Raw genomic sequence first — 16,444 nt, forward strand, 5'->3', positions numbered from 1 at the left:
GAACGAGCCGACAGGACGTCGGCGAGAGCGCGGCATGAGACAGGATGTCGAATCCGCGCGGTCCGTGCGGCCGACGTAAGCAACGAAGGCACCGCGCGGAGCGCGGCGTGGAGGCTGACGGAAGCCGGGATTGTTAAGGGGCTGGCGAGCCCCTTAACACGCACGCCAGCAGCGGAGCGGCTGAAACTCCCCGACGCCTGGCGGGCGGAACCCGCTCAGAGCCTTTGCTCAGCCAACAAGAAAACCCTTTCAAACATCAAGGAAATCTTATTAATAATCAACAGAAAAGATCACAAAAGGCTTTACAGACGCGAATGATAATGATTATTATTGCGATGCGTTCTCGGGGCGTCCTCAGACAAACCGGAAAGCACGACATTGCTCACATTGCTTCCAGTATTACTTAGCCAGCTCGGGTGCTGGCTTTTTTTTGCCCCCTCATTATTCAGTCCTGCTCATCATCCGCAAAGCGCTTGTTCATCTTTTTTGAACAGAGGCGTGAAGTTTTTCAGCTATCAATAGGTTCGTCTCAGGTTCAGACTGTTTTAAAACATTGAGGAGAACTGAACATGATTTACTTACGCAAAGCAGAAGAACGCGGCCATGCTAATCACGGCTGGCTGGAAAGCTGGCACACCTTCTCTTTCGCCAGCTATCACGACGCAAATTTTATGGGCTTTTCAGCGCTGCGCGTTATTAACGAAGATATCGTCGCGGCCGGGCAGGGCTTCGGCACGCACCCGCACAAAGATATGGAGATCCTGACCTACGTGCTCTCCGGTACCGTAGAGCATCAGGACAGCATGGGTAATAAAGAGCAGATTCCGGCGGGCGAATTTCAGATCATGAGCGCGGGCACCGGCGTGCGTCACTCTGAGTACAACGCCAGCAGTAGCGACCCGCTGCACCTTTATCAGATCTGGATTATTCCAGAGCGTACCGGCATCGAACCGCGTTACGCCCAGCGCCGCTTCCCGGACGTAAAAGGACGTCAGTTTGTGCTGACGCCGGACGCCCGCGAGGGATCGCTCAAGGTCTATCAGGATATGACGCTGTCGCGCTGGGTCTTCAGCGCAGGCGAAAAAGATGAGGTCGCTATCGAAGCCGGCCGCCGCGTCTGGGTGCAGGTGGTCAAAGGCGAAATCCGCGTCAACGGCGAATCCGCCCGCGCCAGCGACGCCTTTGCTGTCTGGGATGAGGCAAGCCTGACGATTGAAGCCAGCAGCGACGCCGAAGTACTGCTGTTCGATCTGCCGCCGGTTTAAGCGGTGACGGGGCGCGCACCGTCGCGCCCGGTTTACAATTCTCCCGCTGAATAGTGATAGACTCATCGTAATTGTGACCCTGGGCGCATACGATGAAGAAAAAAAGACCGGTATTACAGGACGTTGCCGATCGTGTCGGCGTAACGAAAATGACCGTCAGCCGCTATCTGCGTAATCCTGAGCAGGTTTCCGCGCCGCTGCGCGACAAGATTGCCGTCGCGCTTGACGAGCTGGGCTACATCCCCAACCGCGCGCCGGATATGCTCTCCAACGCCACCAGCCGCGCCATCGGCGTGCTGCTGCCCTCGCTGACCAACCAGGTGTTCGCCGACGTTCTGCGCGGCATCGAAGCGGTAACCGACGAGGCGGGCTATCAGACGCTGGTCGCCCACTTCGGCTACAGCCCGCAAAAAGAGGAGCTGCAGCTGCGTTCGCTGCTGGGCTGGAATATCGACGGCGTCATTCTCACCGAGCGCACCCATACTCCCGCCACGCTGCGCATGCTGGAAGTCGCGGGCATTCCTGTGATTGAAATGATGGACAGCGTCTCGCCGTGCCTCGATATGGCGGTGGGCTTCGATAACGTCGAGGCGGCGCGCCAGATGACGCACGCTATCCTGCGCAAAGGGCATCGCCATACGGTTTACCTTGGCGCGCGTCTTGATGAGCGCACCTTGCAGAAGCAGCAGGGCTACGAGAAAGCGATGCGCGAAGCGGGGCTGGAGCCGCGCAGCGTGATGATGGAAGAGGCCTCTTCCTTCAGCGCGGGCGGTATGCTGCTGTGCGAGGCGCAGCGTCGCTATCCGCAAACCGACAGTCTGTTCTGCACCAACGATGACCTGGCGGTCGGCGCGATGTTCGAATGCCAGCGCCAGGGATTAAAAGTCCCGTCGCAAATGGCGATCGCTGGCTTTCACGGCCATGATATTAGTCAGGTTGTGACGCCGCAGCTGGCGACCGTCCTGACGCCGCGCGAACGCATGGGACGCGAAGCGGCCGCCATGCTGCTGGCGCGTATCAGCGGCGATTTCAGCGTCTCCGCGCCGCTGGATATCGGCTTCGACATCAGCGAAGGCGGCAGCATCTGAATCTGGCATTTTTATGAGTCAGTTCACACTTTCGTGCTTTTCCGGCTAAACAGGGTTGCCAGCCTGTAGTGGGCTTAACACAATGGAAACCAGCATTGTTATCGGTAACATTGGCGAATTTACCTGCCGGAGCAGAAAAATGACTACTCAATCTTCGTCGCATCATGTCTTTATTCTGATGGGCGTTTCAGGCAGCGGAAAGTCCGTTGTCGCTAACCAGGTTTCCCACCAGCTCAACACCGCGTTTCTTGACGGCGATTTTCTTCATCCGCGCGCCAATATTTTAAAAATGGCCGACGGCCATCCGCTGGACGACAACGATCGTCAGCCCTGGCTGCAGGCGCTCAACGACGCCGCTTTCGCCATGCAGCGTACCCAGGCGATCTCCATTATCGTCTGTTCCGCGCTGAAAAAGCGTTACCGCGACATTCTGCGTCAGGGCAACGATAACCTGCGCTTTATCTACCTTAAGGGTGATTTCGACACCATCGAGTCTCGTCTGAAGGCGCGCAAAGGCCACTTCTTTAAACCGCAGATGCTGGTGACGCAGTTCGCCACGCTGGAAGAGCCGGGCGCAGACGAGCCGGACGTACTGGCGGTCGATATCAATCATTCAGTTGACGAAGTTGTTGCGGCTACGGTTGCGGCTATCGGGAAAGCCATCAACAAGGGTTAGTCATGAGTACCGCAACGCTGGTTTTAACCGCAGCAGGCTCTGTCCTGCTGCTGCTTTTTTTGGTGATGAAAGCGCGTATGCACGCCTTCGTCGCGCTGATGCTGGTCTCGATTGGCGCAGGCCTCTGCTCCGGCATGCCGCTGGACAAGATCGCGGACACCATGCAGAAGGGAATGGGCGGCACGCTGGGCTTCCTCGCTATCGTCGTCGCGCTGGGCGCGATGTTCGGCAAAATTCTGCATGAGACGGGCGCGGTCGACCAGATCGCCATCCGCATGCTGAAAACCTTCGGCGAAAGCCGCGCCCACTACGCCATGGGCATCGCCGGCCTGATCTGCGCGCTGCCGTTCTTCTTTGAGGTGGCGGTGGTGCTGTTGATCAGCATCGCCTTCGCCGTGGCGCGCCGCACCCACGATAACCTGGTGAAGCTGGTGATCCCGCTGTTCGCCGGGGTGGCGGCGTCGGCGGCCTTTCTGCTGCCGGGCCCGGCGCCGATGCTGCTCGCCTCGCAGATGCACGCCGACTTCGGCTGGATGATTCTGCTCGGCCTGTGCGCCGCCATTCCCGGCATGCTGATCGCCGGTCCGCTGTTCGGTTCGCTGATTGCGCGTCACGTGACCTTTAGCGCGCCGCCGGAAGATCATCAGCCGGACGTCGACGCGGCGAAGCTGCCGTCGTTCGGCTTCAGCCTGGCGCTAATCCTGTTTCCGCTGATGCTGGTGGGGCTGAAAACCATCGGCGCGCGCTTTACCGAGCAGGGATCCTCGCTGTACGAGTGGCTGGAATTTATCGGCCATCCCTTTACGGCGATCCTGATCGCCTGTCTGGTGGCGATTTACGGGCTGGCCTACCGTCAGGGCATGGATAAAGAGAAGGTGATGCAGGTGTGCGGCAGCGCGCTGCAGCCTGCGGGCATCATTCTGCTGGTGATCGGCGCGGGCGGCGTGTTCAAGCAGGTGCTGGTCGATTCCGGCGTCGGCCCGGTGCTGGGCCATGCGCTGACCGGCGCAGGGCTGCCCGTCGCACTGGCCTGCTTTATCCTTTCCGGCGCGGTGCGCGTGATTCAGGGCTCGGCCACGGTCGCCTGCCTCACCACGGTCGGGCTGGTGATGCCGGTTATTGAGCCGCTGCACTACAGCGGCGCGCAGCTGGCGGCGCTCTCTATCTGCATCGGCGGCGGCTCCATCATCATCAGCCACGTCAACGATGCGGGCTTTTGGCTGTTCGGCCGCTTTACCGGCGCCACCGAAGGAGAAACCCTGAAGACCTGGACGCTGATGGAGACCATCCTCGGCACCGTGGGCGCCATTGTCGGTATGATTGCCTTTCAGCTGCTGTCGTAAATAAAAGCCGTCACGCCAGCGTGACGGCTTCTCGCTTAAGCCTCGAAAAACTCCACTTTGCCGCCGGACAGCTGCTATTGACGGTCCGGCTGGGCGGGTTGAGCGGTTTTTATGGCGTGGTCCCGGTATAAAATTAACGGTTAAACGGCGCGATGATGCGCAGTCAAGCATCAATCAGCCGGAAGCCACACTAAAATAAAGGCTACTGGCGGGGTGGCGCTACAGCTTGAGATAGACGCGAATGCCGTCCAGGAACATCTGCGTCGCCAGCATAATCAAAATCAGCCCCATCAGACGCTCCAGTGCGTTGACCCCCTTGTCACCCAGCAGCCGTAAAAACAGCCCCGACAGCAGCAGAATCGTCACCGTAACGCCCCAGGCGATCAGCAGGGCGCCGACAAGATGCCCCATCTGATTAGGATACTGATGCGACAGCAGCATCAGCGTGGCGAGCAGCGACGGGCCCGCGACCAGCGGGATCGCCAGCGGCACCAGAAAGGGTTCTTCGCCCGCCGGCAGGCCGCTGGTGCTGCTTTCGCCCGACGGGAAAATCATGCGAATGGCGATAAGAAACAGGATTACGCCGCCGGAAATCGAGACGGTTTCAGTGCGCAGATTAAGGAACGTCAGAATGCGTTCGCCGGCGAACAGAAACAGCAGCATCAGCACCAGCGCGATCAGCAGTTCGCGGATCAGCACCGCCCGCCGCCGCTTCGGCTCCAGATGCTTGAGCACCGACATAAAAATCGGCAGGTTGCCCAGCGGATCCATAATTAGCAGCAGTAAGATGGTCGCAGAAATCATTTCAGTCATTTTTTTGGTTATTCCTTTCATCCCGACGCGGTGTTATTAGCCGCGCTGCTGAAAAAGTTGGCGCAATCGAATTAATTCACTTGCCAGAAAAGCTGCATTTTGTAGAGTTGTTGGTCACAGGTAAATCCATTTATGACGCAGAGCGGAGTGAAAACCCATTCCGTTCTTCCCTTCGGTAAGCAGGTCGGCCCTTATCGCTGACTGAGACGGACAGAAAATGAAGAATGTAGGTTTTATTGGTTGGCGCGGTATGGTCGGCTCCGTGCTGATGTCGCGCATGAGCGAAGAGCGTGATTTTGACGTTATCAATCCGGTCTTCTTCTCCACCTCGCAACTGGGACAGGCTGCGCCGACGTTTGGCGGCAAGTCCACCGGTGCGCTGCAGGATGCGTTTGATATTGAGGCGCTCAAGGCGCTGGATATCATTATCACCTGTCAGGGCGGCGATTATACCAGTGAAGTCTACCCGAAGCTGCGCGCCAGCGGCTGGCAGGGCTACTGGATTGACGCGGCCTCGACGCTGCGCATGAAAGACGACGCCATCATTATTCTCGATCCGGTGAACCATCAGGTGATTCGTGAGGGCCTCGACAAAGGCATCAAGACCTTCGTCGGCGGTAACTGCACCGTCAGCCTGATGCTGATGTCGCTGGGCGGCCTGTTTGCCCAGGATCTGGTGGAATGGGCCTCCGTCGCCACCTATCAGGCGGCGTCCGGCGGCGGCGCGCGCCATATGCGCGAATTGCTGACCCAGATGGGCATGCTGCACAACCACGTCGCTACCTCGTTGCAGGATCCGGCGTCCGCCATTCTCGACATTGAGCGCAGCGTCACCGAGCTGACCCGCTCCGGCACGCTGCCGATCGACAACTTCGGCGTGCCGCTGGCCGGCAGCCTGATCCCGTGGATCGACAAGCAGCTCGACAACGGCCAGAGCCGCGAAGAGTGGAAAGGGCAGGCGGAAACCAACAAGATCCTCGGCACCGCGCGCACCATTCCGGTCGACGGCCTCTGCGTGCGCGTCGGCGCGCTGCGCTGCCACAGCCAGGCGTTTACCCTTAAGTTGAAAAAAGATGTGCCGCTGGCGGAAATCGAACAGCTGCTGGCCTCCCACAACGAGTGGGTGAAAGTGGTGCCCAACGACCGCGAGCTGACCATGCGCGAGCTGACGCCTGCGGCGGTGACCGGCACGCTGACCACGCCGGTCGGCCGCCTGCGCAAGCTCAATATGGGGCCAGAGTATCTCTCTGCCTTTACCGTCGGCGATCAGCTGCTGTGGGGCGCGGCCGAGCCGCTGCGCCGCATGTTGCGTTTGCTGGTCGACTAACAGAAAAAACTAAGCGAGGCCGGGATTTCCCGGCCTTTTGCCTGATTATTCTGAAATAAGTCAAACAGCTTACCGTCTGTAAGTGATCGGCTTCCCTTTTTTACGTCCCCGCCAATAATTTTTCGCTTTCCGGGCTGGCAACCTGCAAGCCCAAGCTATGATTTAACAATGATGTGCCGGTTGTTGACTGTTTTGCATTTCGCACTGAATAGTTGTTGTACACGGCAAAGTTATTTACCACGGAGCGGTTCCCTTTCTCTGCCGTTGTACGCATGGCTCAATGAAGAGCAGCGCACCTGATGCGTGGCATAAGCCGCGCTCATTTCGCCTGCCACATAATCACAGGAAGAAAGTCATGTCAGAGCTTCCCGATCGCCTGGCGATCAATGCCCTGTTTGCGGGTAATTACGCCGATCCCTTCGCCTTGCTGGGGATGCACCAGACAGCCAACGGGCTGGAAGTCAGGGCGCTGCTGCCCGACGCTTCGGAAGTATGGGTAATAGAAACGAATACCGGGCGCAAAGTCGCCCAGCTTAAATGTCTCGATTCGCGCGGCTTTTTCAGCGCTGTAGTGCCGCGTCGCAAAAATATGTTTCGCTATCAGCTGGCGGTGAACTGGCACGGCCAGCAGAATCTGATCGACGACGCCTATCGCTTCGGGCCGCTGCTGCAGGAGATGGACGCCTGGCTGCTGGCAGAAGGCACCCATTTGCGGCCCTACGAAACCCTGGGCGCGCACGGGGCGGTCATTGACGACGTGCACGGCACGCGCTTCAGCGTCTGGGCGCCTAACGCGCAGCGCGTCTCGGTGGTGGGCGATTTCAACTTCTGGGACGGCCGCCGCCATCCGATGCGCTTCCGCCGCGAAATGGGCATCTGGGAGCTATTTGTGCCCGGCGCTTACAATGGCCAGCTCTATAAATTTGAAATCGTCGATAACAGCGGCCAGCTGCGCATTAAAGCGGACCCTTACGCCTTCGAGGCGCAGATGCGCCCGCAAACCGCCTCGATGATCTGCGGCCTGCCGCCGAAGGTTGAGATGGCCGAGGAGCGTAAGGCGCGCAACGCATTCGACGCGCCGATCTCCGTCTACGAGGTGCATCTCGGCTCATGGCGCCGCCACACCGAGAACAACTTCTGGCTCAGCTATAAAGAGCTGGCGGAGCAGCTGGTGCCCTACGTCAAAGAGATGGGCTTCACCCATATCGAGCTGCTGCCGATCAACGAACATCCTTTTGACGGCAGCTGGGGCTACCAGCCGCTCGGCATGTATGCGCCGACGCGCCGTTTCGGCACGCGCGACGAATTTCTCTATTTCATCAACGCCGCGCACGAAGCGGGCCTGAACGTGCTGCTCGACTGGGTGCCGGGCCACTTCCCCAGCGACGATTTCGGCCTGGCGAAGTTCGACGGTACCGAGCTCTACGAGCACAGCGACCCGCGTGAAGGCTATCATCAGGACTGGAACACCCTGATCTACAACTTTGGCCGCCGCGAGGTGAGCAACTATCTGGCGGGCAACGCGCTCTACTGGCTGGAGCGCTACGGCATCGACGGTTTGCGCGTCGATGCCGTAGCCTCGATGATCTACCGCGACTACAGCCGCGCCGAAGGCGAATGGGTGCCGAACCACTACGGCGGTCGGGAGAACCTCGAAGCGATCGCCTTCCTGCGCTACACCAACCGCACGCTGGGACGCGCCGCGCCTGGCACCGTCACCATTGCCGAAGAGTCCACCGACTTCGACGGCGTGTCGCGTCCGCCGGAATCGGGCGGCCTCGGCTTCTGGTACAAGTGGAACTTGGGCTGGATGCACGACACCCTCGACTACATGAAGCTCGACCCGATATATCGCTGCCATCATCACGACCTGATGAGCTTCGGCATGATGTACAACTACACCGAAAACTTCATGCTGCCGCTCTCGCACGACGAGGTGGTGCACGGCAAGAAGTCGCTGCTCGATCGTATGCCGGGCGACCCCTGGCAGAAGTTCGCCAACCTGCGCGCCTACTACGGCTGGATGTGGGCCTTCCCCGGCAAAAAACTGATGTTCATGGGCGGCGAGTTCGCGCAGGGCAAAGAGTGGAACCACGACGTCAGTCTCGACTGGCATCTGCTGGAGGGCGGCGATAACTGGCACCACGGCGTGCAGCGGCTGGTACGCGACCTCAATCATACCTATCGCCACTACGCGCCGATGCATCAGCTCGATTTCGACCCGGCTGGCTTTGAGTGGCTGGTGGTCGACGATCGCGAAAACTCGGTTTTCGTCTTTGTGCGTCGCGATCGCGACGGCAATGAAATTATCGTCGCCAGCAACTTTACGCCGGTGCCGCGCCACAACTATCGCTTCGGCGTTAATCAGGCGGGAAGCTGGCGCGAAGTGATCAACACCGATCAGCACAGCTATCACGGCAGCGATACGCGCAACCCAGTGGTGCATACCGATGAGATCGCCAGCCACAACCGACCGCAGTCGCTGTCGCTGACGCTGCCGCCGCTCGCGACAATCTGGCTGGTGAAGGAGGCGGAATGACGCTGCTTCCGGGACGTGCTGAGCCGCCAGGCGCCAGTTACGACGGCAAGGGCGTAAATTTTACGCTCTTCTCCCGGCATGCCGCGCGCGTCGAGCTTTGCCTGTTCGACCAGGGCAAAGAGCGGCGCTTCGATCTTCCGGCGCGAACCGGCGATATCTGGCACGGCTATGCGGCCGCGCTAAAGCCGGGTCAGCGCTACGGCTTCCGCGTCCACGGTCCCTGGGCGCCAGAGCGCGGGCACCGCTTTAATCCCGCCAAGCTGCTGGTCGATCCCTGCGCCCGCGCGGTAGAAGGCGAGGTCACAGACGACCCGCGTCTTTACGGCGGCATTGAGCAGCCTGACGAGCAGGACAGCGCCGCCGTGGCGCCTAAATCGCTGGTGGTGGCGGAAGACTTCGACTGGGAAGGCGACGTCGCCCCGCGCACGCCCTGGGGCAATACGGTGATTTACGAGGCGCACGTTCGAGGATTGACGCAGCGACATCCGGAAATTCCGGAATCGCTGCGCGGGACTTACGCCGCCCTTGGCCATCCTGTTATGGTGAATTACCTGCGCCATCTGGGGGTTACCGCGCTGGAGCTGCTGCCGGTGGCCCATTTCGCCAGCGAGCCGCGCCTGCAGCGTCTCGGATTAAGCAATTACTGGGGCTACAACCCTTTTGCGCTCTGGGCCGTCGATCCGCGCTACGCCTCGCAGGAGGGCGTCTCGCCTCTGCAGGAGTTTCAGCAGGCGGTGAAGGATCTGCACGCTGCGGGCATCGAAGTGCTGCTGGACGTGGTGTTCAACCACACCGCCGAACTGGAGGAGATCGGCCCAACGCTGTCGCAGCGCGGCGTCGATAACGCCAGCTACTACTGGCTGAGCCCGCAGGGCGAATATGAAAACTGGACCGGCTGCGGCAATACCCTGAATCTTAGCGATCCTGAGGTAATGAACTGGGCGCTGGAGGCGCTGCGCTACTGGGTGCGCGTCTGCCACGTCGACGGCTTTCGCTTCGATCTGGCGCCGGTGCTCGGGCGAACGCCCGATTTCTCAGCGCACGCGCCGCTGTTCGAGGCGATCAAAGCCTGCCCGCTGCTCTCGCAGGTCAAGCTGATCGCCGAACCCTGGGATATCGGGCCGGGCGGCTATCAGGTCGGCAACTTTCCGCCGCTGTTCGCCGAGTGGAACGACCATTTCCGCGACGATATGCGGCGCTTCTGGCTGCACCGCGACGTCAGCAACGGCGCGTTCGCGCGCCGCTTCGCCGCCTCCAGCGATCTGTTTCAGCGCGGCGGCCGACTGCCGCACGCCGCGGTTAACCTGATCACCGCGCACGACGGCTTTACGCTGCGCGACGTGGTGAGCTTTAACCATAAGCATAACCAGGCCAACGGCGAGGATAACCGCGACGGCAGCAACGGCAATTTCAGCGACAACCACGGCGTAGAAGGGCTGCGCGCCAGCTTCGACGTGATCGAGCGCCGTCGCCTGAGCATGCATGCCCTGCTGACGTCCCTGCTGCTGGCGCAAGGCACGCCGATGCTGCTCGCCGGCGACGAGCGCGGCCACAGCCAGCACGGCAACAACAACGCCTACTGTCAGGATAACATCCTGACCTGGCTCGACTGGCAGGAAGAAGAGAGCAGTCTGGTGGATTTTACCGCCGCCCTAATCCGTTTGCGTCAGCAGATCCCGGCGTTAACCGCCGATCGCTGGTGGCAAGAGGGCGACGGCAATGTGCAGTGGTTCAATGCCAGCGGCAGGCCACTGCAGCGAGAGGAGTGGGAGCAGAAGGCGCACAGAATGCAGATCCTGCTCTCCGGCCGCTGGTTAATAACAATAAACGCCACGGATTCGGTGAGTGACATCGCCTTACCAGACGGAGAATGGCGTGCCGTTCCTCCTTTCGCCGGGGATGACAACCCCATTTTGTCGACTGTCTGGCATGGTCCCGCACACGGCGTGTGCGTGTTCCAAAAGCAATCATAAGGAGTCAGACATGGTTAAGTTAGACAGAACTGATCACCTGATGCTGGCCCGCCAGCTCCCTACACAGACGGTTGCGCTGATCCTCGCCGGGGGAAGAGGTACGCGCCTGAAAGACCTTACCGCCAAACGCGCCAAGCCAGCGGTGCATTTCGGCGGCAAGTTTCGCATCATCGACTTTGCTCTTTCGAACTGCATTAACTCAGGTATCCGCCGGATCGGCGTGATAACGCAGTACCAGTCGCACACGCTAACGCAGCACGTTCAGCGCGGCTGGTCTATCTTCAACGAAGAGATGAACGAGTTTGTGGATTTGCTGCCGGCGCAGCAGCGCACCTTAACCGAACACTGGTATCGCGGCACCGCAGACGCCGTGACCCAGAACCTCGACATTATTCGCCGCTATCAGGCGCAGTACATCGTGATTCTGGCCGGGGACCATATTTATAAAATGGACTATTCGCGCATGCTGCTCGACCACGTCGACGCCAACGCGAAGTGCACCATCGCCTGCCTGCCTGTGCCGCTGCACGAAGCGACCGCCTTTGGCGTGATGGCCGTGGATGAAAACAATAAAGTGATCGACTTTGTAGAGAAGCCGCCGCAGCCGCCCGCCATGCCCGGCGACGATACGCAGGCGCTGGCCAGTATGGGGATTTACGTGTTTAACGCCGAATATCTCTATCAGCTGCTGGAGGAAGATCTACAGGAGCCTAATTCTAACCACGACTTCGGCAAAGATATTCTGCCGAAAGTGGTAGCGAGCGGCGAAGGGTACGCCCACTCGTTTACGCTCTCCTGCGTGCAGCAGGATGAAAGTTCGCCGCCCTACTGGCGTGATGTAGGGACGCTGGAAGCTTACTGGCGCGCTAACCTCGATCTGGCGTCGGTGACGCCGGAGCTGGATATGTATGACCATACCTGGCCGATCCGAACCCATATGGAGCCGTTGCCGCCCGCTAAGTTCGTGCAGGACCGTTCGGGTAGCCATGGCATGACGATGAATTCGCTGATCTCCGGCGGCACCATCATCTCCGGCTCGGTCGTGGTGAACTCGGTACTGTTTCCACGCGTGCGCATTAACTCGTTTTGCAATATCGATTCCGCCGTACTGCTGCCGGACGTGGTGGTGGGACGCTCCTGCCGCCTGCGTCGCTGCGTGATCGACCGCGCCTGCGTGCTGCCGGAAGGCATGGTGATAGGAGAGAATCCTGACGAGGACAGTCGTCGGTTTTACCGTTCAGAAGAGGGTATCGTTCTGGTCACACGCGCCATGCTTGCCAGGCTGGCCAGCGCGTAGCCGCCAACGATAAAAAGCACCATATAATCGACGCGAGGATCGCGCCCGATCACTTATTAAGAGGCCGAGGATGCAGGTTTTACATGTCTGTTCAGAACTTTTTCCGCTGTTAAAAACCGGCGGGTTGGCTGATGTTGTTGGGGCATTGCCGCAGGCGCAGATTGCGGATGGTACAGATACGCGGGTGCTGCTGCCCGCTTTTCCCGACCTGCTTAAAGGGATCCCCGAAACGGAGGTGGTGGCCGAGTTGCAGACTTTCGCCGGTCCAACGCGGCTGCTGTTTGGCCATTTCAACGGCGTCGGCATCTATCTGATCGATGTGCCGGCGCTCTACGAGCGACCCGGCAGCCCGTATCACGATACGTCGCAGTTCGCCTATGTGGATAACTATTTGCGCTTCGCGCTGCTTGGCTGGATGGGATGCGAAATCGCCAGTGGGCTGGACACCTACTGGCGGCCCGATATCGTCCATGCGCACGACTGGCATGCGGGGCTGACCTGCGCCTATCTGGAGGCGCGCGGACGTCCGGCAAAGTCGGTGTTTACCGTCCACAACCTGGCCTATCAGGGGCTGTTCGACGCTCGCCATCTGGAGGAGATCCAGCTGCCGAGAGCCTTCTTCGACATGCACGGGCTGGAGTTCTACGGACAGATCTCCTATCTGAAGGCGGGCCTCTTCTTTGCCGATCACATCACCGCCGTCAGCCCGACATATGCGCATGAAATCACGCGCCCGGAGTTCGGCTACGGCATGGAGGCGCTGCTAGAGCAGCGGCTGCGCGAAGGGCGCCTGAGCGGCATCCTTAACGGCGTCGATCCGGGCATCTGGGATCCGGCGCACGATCTGCTGCTGAGCGCGCGCTACAACCGCGACACGCTGGAGGCGAAGGCCGAGAACAAACGGCAGCTGCAAATCGCCATGGGGCTGAAGGTAGACGACAGCGTGCCGGTGTTCGCGGTGATCAGCCGTCTGACGCGGCAAAAAGGGCTGGACCTGGTGCTGGAAGCGCTGCCTGGACTGCTGGCGCAGGGCGGACAGCTGGTGCTGCTCGGACAGGGCGACGCGGAGCTGCAGCAGGGCTTTCTCGCCGCAGCGGCGGAGCATCCCGGCAGCGTCGGCGTGCAGATCGGCTATCACGAAGCTTTCTCGCACCGCATTGTCGGCGGCGCAGACGTCATCATGGTGCCGAGTCGCTTTGAACCCTGCGGCCTCACGCAGCTCTACGGTCTGAAATACGGCACGCTGCCGCTGGTGCGGCGTACGGGCGGCCTGGCCGATACGGTTAACGACAGTTCGCTGGAGAACCTGGCCGACGGCATCGCCAGCGGATTCAGCTTTGAAGACAGTAACGCCTGGTCGCTGCTGCGGGCGATTCGACGTGCTTTTGTATTGTGGTCGCGGCCTTCTCTCTGGCGTTACGTTCAGCGACAGGCGATGGGGATGGATTTCAGTTGGCAAGTGGCCGCGCAGGCCTACCGCGATCTTTACCAACGTTTGCTGTAATCAGAGACTGGGATAACTGATATGAATGCTCCTTTCACCTATACGTCGCCGACACTAACGGTCGAAGCGCTGAAACACTCGATTGCCTATAAGCTGATGTTTACCATCGGCAAGGATCCTTCCGTGGCGAACCAGCATGACTGGCTCAACGCCTCCCTGCTGGCGGTGCGCGACCGCATGGTGGAGCGCTGGCTGCGCTCCAGCCGCGCGCAGCTGTCGCAGGATGTCCGTCAGGTCTACTACCTGTCGATGGAGTTTCTGCTGGGCCGGACGTTAGGCAACGCATTAATGGCGATGGGCATTTATGACGATCTCAATCAGGCGCTGGACGAGATGGGGTTAAACCTGGCCGACCTGATGGAAGAAGAGAACGATCCCGGCCTCGGCAACGGCGGCCTCGGGCGCCTGGCCGCCTGTTTTCTCGATTCGCTCGCCACGCTGGGCCTGCCGGGACGGGGGTACGGCATCCGTTACGATTACGGCATGTTTCGGCAGAATATTATCGACGGCGAGCAGAAAGAGTCGCCCGACTACTGGCTGGAATACGGCAATCCCTGGGAATTCCAGCGTTACAATACCCGCTACAAAATACGCTTCGGCGGCCGCATTCAGCATGAAGGGGCGAAGGTGCGCTGGCTGGAAACCGAGGAGATCGTCGCGATGGCATACGATCAAATCATCCCCGGCTTCGACACCGACGCCACCAATACGCTGCGGCTGTGGGGCGCGCAGGCGAGCAACGAAATCAACCTCGGCAAATTCAACCAGGGCGATTACTTTGCCGCGGTAGAAGATAAAAACCACTCGGAAAACGTCTCTCGCGTGCTTTATCCCGACGATTCCACCTATTCGGGACGCGAGCTGCGTCTGCGCCAGGAGTATTTTCTGGTTTCCGCCACGGTGCAGGATATCCTCAACCGCCACTGGCAGATGCACAAAACCTGGTCCAACCTCGCGGACAAGATTGCCATCCACCTGAACGATACCCATCCGGTGCTGGCGATCCCGGAGCTGATGCGTCTGTTAATCGACGAGCATAAATTCACCTGGGACGATGCGTTCGAAGTGACCTGTCAGGTCTTCTCTTACACCAACCATACGCTGATGAGCGAGGCGCTGGAAACCTGGCCGGTGGAGATGATCGGCAAGATCCTGCCGCGCCATCTCGGCATTATTTTCGAAATTAACGACTACTTCCTGAAGACGATTCAGGAGTACTACCCGGACGACTGGGATCTGCTGTCGCGCATCTCGATCATCGACGAGAACAACGGCCGCCGCATTCGCATGGCGTGGCTGGCGGTGGTGGTGAGCCACAAAGTCAACGGCGTTTCCGAACTGCACTCCAACCTGATGGTGCAGTCGCTGTTCGCGGATTTCGCACGTTTGTTCCCGGGCCGGTTCTGCAACAAGACCAACGGCGTGACGCCGCGTCGCTGGCTGGCGCTGGCCAACCCGGCGCTGTCGGAGCTGCTGGACGAAGAGATTGGCCGCACCTGGCGTACCGATCTCAGCCAGCTTGCTGAACTTAACCAGCAGATCGATTACCCGGCGTTTATCGAAAAGGTGGCTGACGCCAAGTTCGATAACAAGCGCCGCCTGGCGGACTGGGTGGCGAAGAACATGGACGTGGTGCTGGATCCCAACGCGCTGTTTGACGTGCAGATTAAGCGTATCCATGAATATAAACGTCAGCTGCTGAACGTGCTGCACGTGATTACCCGCTATAACCGCATCAAGGCCGATCCGGGCGCCGACTGGGTGCCGCGCGTCAACATCTTTGCCGGCAAGGCGGCCTCGGCCTACTATACAGCCAAGCACATTATTCACCTGATCAACGACGTGGCGAACGTGATCAATAACGATCCGCAGGTAAAGAACAAGCTGAAAGTCGTGTTTATTCCGAACTACAGCGTCAGCCTGGCGCAGATCATTATTCCCGCGGCGGATCTTTCCGAACAGATTTCAACGGCGGGCACCGAGGCATCGGGCACCAGCAATATGAAGTTCGCGCTCAACGGCGCGTTGACCATCGGTACGCTGGACGGCGCCAACGTCGAGATGCTGGAGCACGTCGGCGAGGAGAATATCTTTATTTTCGGCAACACCACGCCGCAGGTGGAAGCCCTGCGCAGCGGCGGCTACAACCCGCGTAAATATTACGAAGAGGATGCTGAGCTGCATCAGGTGCTGACGCAGATCGCCTCCGGCGTTTTCAGCCCGCAGGAGCCAGGCCGCTACCGCAATCTGTTCGATTCGCTGGTGAACTTTGGCGACCACTATCAGCTGCTGGCGGATTACCGCAGCTATGTGGACACCCAGGATAAGGTGGATGAGCTTTATCGCAAGCCGGAAGAGTGGCAGCGCCGCGCGGCGCTGAATATCGCTAATATGGGGTATTTTTCTTCTGACCGGACTATCCAGGAGTATGCGGATGAGATTTGGCATATTAAGCCGGTGAGGCTCTAAGCGGGTTCCGCCCGCGAGCGGGTGACTGCCTGCTGCGCAGGCGGGCTTTGAGCGGGTTTCGCCCGCTAGCGGGTGACTGCCTGCTGCGCAGGCGGGCTCTGAGCGGGTTTCGTTCGCTCGCGGGTGACTGCCTGCTACGCAGGCGGGCTC

The 16,444-nt window shown here is 59.8% G+C and carries 12 protein-coding genes; 11 read left to right on the forward strand and 1 reads right to left on the reverse strand.

What is annotated here, in order from left to right; all coding sequences use genetic code 11:
• The 5 genes from HA46_RS21220 to gntU all read left to right on the forward strand — a co-directional run.
• On the forward strand, positions 1-318 hold a 318-nt coding region (locus HA46_RS21220), incomplete at its 5' end, for a hypothetical protein (RefSeq protein WP_208857427.1).
• Between the two features lie 251 nt (positions 319-569).
• Entirely contained in the window at positions 570-1,265 is a 696-nt protein-coding gene (locus tag HA46_RS19670) for a pirin family protein (RefSeq protein WP_033792635.1), read from the forward strand.
• Between the two features lie 92 nt (positions 1,266-1,357).
• On the forward strand, positions 1,358-2,353 hold the full coding sequence (gene gntR / locus HA46_RS19675; RefSeq protein WP_033753178.1) for a gluconate operon transcriptional repressor GntR: 996 nt from the start codon (positions 1,358-1,360) through the stop codon (positions 2,351-2,353).
• A gap of 139 nt (positions 2,354-2,492) precedes the next feature.
• Positions 2,493-3,029, forward strand: a complete 537-nt coding sequence (gntK, locus tag HA46_RS19680) for a gluconokinase (RefSeq protein WP_033792633.1) — start codon at positions 2,493-2,495, stop codon at positions 3,027-3,029.
• A gap of 2 nt (positions 3,030-3,031) precedes the next feature.
• Positions 3,032-4,372, forward strand: a complete 1,341-nt coding sequence (gntU, locus tag HA46_RS19685) for a gluconate transporter (RefSeq protein WP_084886241.1) — start codon at positions 3,032-3,034, stop codon at positions 4,370-4,372.
• A gap of 219 nt (positions 4,373-4,591) precedes the next feature.
• On the opposite strand, the gene HA46_RS19690 is transcribed toward gntU, so the two are convergent.
• Entirely contained in the window at positions 4,592-5,185 is a 594-nt protein-coding gene (locus tag HA46_RS19690) for a YhgN family NAAT transporter (RefSeq protein WP_033792630.1), read from the reverse strand.
• A 217-nt stretch (positions 5,186-5,402) separates the two neighbouring features.
• Here HA46_RS19690 and asd point away from each other — a divergent pair, with 217 nt between their 5' ends.
• The 6 genes from asd to glgP all read left to right on the forward strand — a co-directional run bounded on the left by asd (position 5,403) and on the right by glgP (position 16,294).
• Positions 5,403-6,512 carry an aspartate-semialdehyde dehydrogenase gene (asd, locus tag HA46_RS19695; protein ID WP_084886243.1) on the forward strand — a complete coding sequence of 370 codons (1,110 nt, stop codon included), beginning with the start codon at positions 5,403-5,405 and terminating at the stop codon, positions 6,510-6,512.
• A 355-nt stretch (positions 6,513-6,867) separates the two neighbouring features.
• Positions 6,868-9,051 (forward strand): 1,4-alpha-glucan branching enzyme, encoded by a 2,184-nt coding sequence (gene glgB, locus HA46_RS19700; protein WP_084886246.1) that lies wholly within the window; start codon positions 6,868-6,870, stop codon positions 9,049-9,051.
• Positions 9,048-11,024: a glycogen debranching protein GlgX gene (glgX, locus tag HA46_RS19705; RefSeq protein ID WP_084886249.1), complete on the forward strand. Its 1,977-nt coding sequence runs from the start codon at positions 9,048-9,050 to the stop codon at positions 11,022-11,024. Before glgB ends, glgX begins: the two co-directional genes overlap by 4 nt.
• Positions 11,025-11,034: 10 nt before the next feature.
• Complete coding sequence (gene glgC / locus HA46_RS19710) at positions 11,035-12,321, forward strand: glucose-1-phosphate adenylyltransferase (protein WP_033792624.1); 1,287 nt, start codon at positions 11,035-11,037, stop codon at positions 12,319-12,321.
• Positions 12,322-12,391: 70 nt separating this feature from the next.
• A complete protein-coding gene (glgA, locus tag HA46_RS19715) occupies positions 12,392-13,825 on the forward strand; it encodes a glycogen synthase GlgA (RefSeq protein WP_084886252.1) in 1,434 nt (477 codons plus the stop codon).
• Between the two features lie 21 nt (positions 13,826-13,846).
• On the forward strand, positions 13,847-16,294 hold the full coding sequence (glgP, locus tag HA46_RS19720) for a glycogen phosphorylase (RefSeq protein WP_084886254.1): 2,448 nt from the start codon (positions 13,847-13,849) through the stop codon (positions 16,292-16,294).
• The last annotated feature ends 150 nt before the right edge of the window (positions 16,295-16,444 follow it).

Source organism: Pantoea septica (genome assembly GCF_002095575.1).
In the GTDB taxonomy this organism is placed as follows: Bacteria; Pseudomonadota; Gammaproteobacteria; order Enterobacterales; family Enterobacteriaceae; genus Pantoea; species Pantoea septica.

Bases quoted from the DNA above. Each gene is read 5' to 3' on its own strand.
- gntR (WP_033753178.1), top strand. From the start codon at position 1,358: ATGAAGAAAAAAAGACCGGTATTACAGGACGTTGCCGATCGTGTCGGC.
- glgX (WP_084886249.1), top strand. From the start codon at position 9,048: ATGACGCTGCTTCCGGGACGTGCTGAGCCGCCAGGCGCCAGTTACGAC.
- asd (WP_084886243.1), top strand. From the start codon at position 5,403: ATGAAGAATGTAGGTTTTATTGGTTGGCGCGGTATGGTCGGCTCCGTG.
- HA46_RS19670 (WP_033792635.1), top strand. From the start codon at position 570: ATGATTTACTTACGCAAAGCAGAAGAACGCGGCCATGCTAATCACGGC.
- glgA (WP_084886252.1), top strand. From the start codon at position 12,392: ATGCAGGTTTTACATGTCTGTTCAGAACTTTTTCCGCTGTTAAAAACC.
- glgB (WP_084886246.1), top strand. From the start codon at position 6,868: ATGTCAGAGCTTCCCGATCGCCTGGCGATCAATGCCCTGTTTGCGGGT.
- gntK (WP_033792633.1), top strand. From the start codon at position 2,493: ATGACTACTCAATCTTCGTCGCATCATGTCTTTATTCTGATGGGCGTT.
- glgC (WP_033792624.1), top strand. From the start codon at position 11,035: ATGGTTAAGTTAGACAGAACTGATCACCTGATGCTGGCCCGCCAGCTC.
- gntU (WP_084886241.1), top strand. From the start codon at position 3,032: ATGAGTACCGCAACGCTGGTTTTAACCGCAGCAGGCTCTGTCCTGCTG.
- HA46_RS19690 (WP_033792630.1), bottom strand. From the start codon at position 5,185: ATGACTGAAATGATTTCTGCGACCATCTTACTGCTGCTAATTATGGAT.
- glgP (WP_084886254.1), top strand. From the start codon at position 13,847: ATGAATGCTCCTTTCACCTATACGTCGCCGACACTAACGGTCGAAGCG.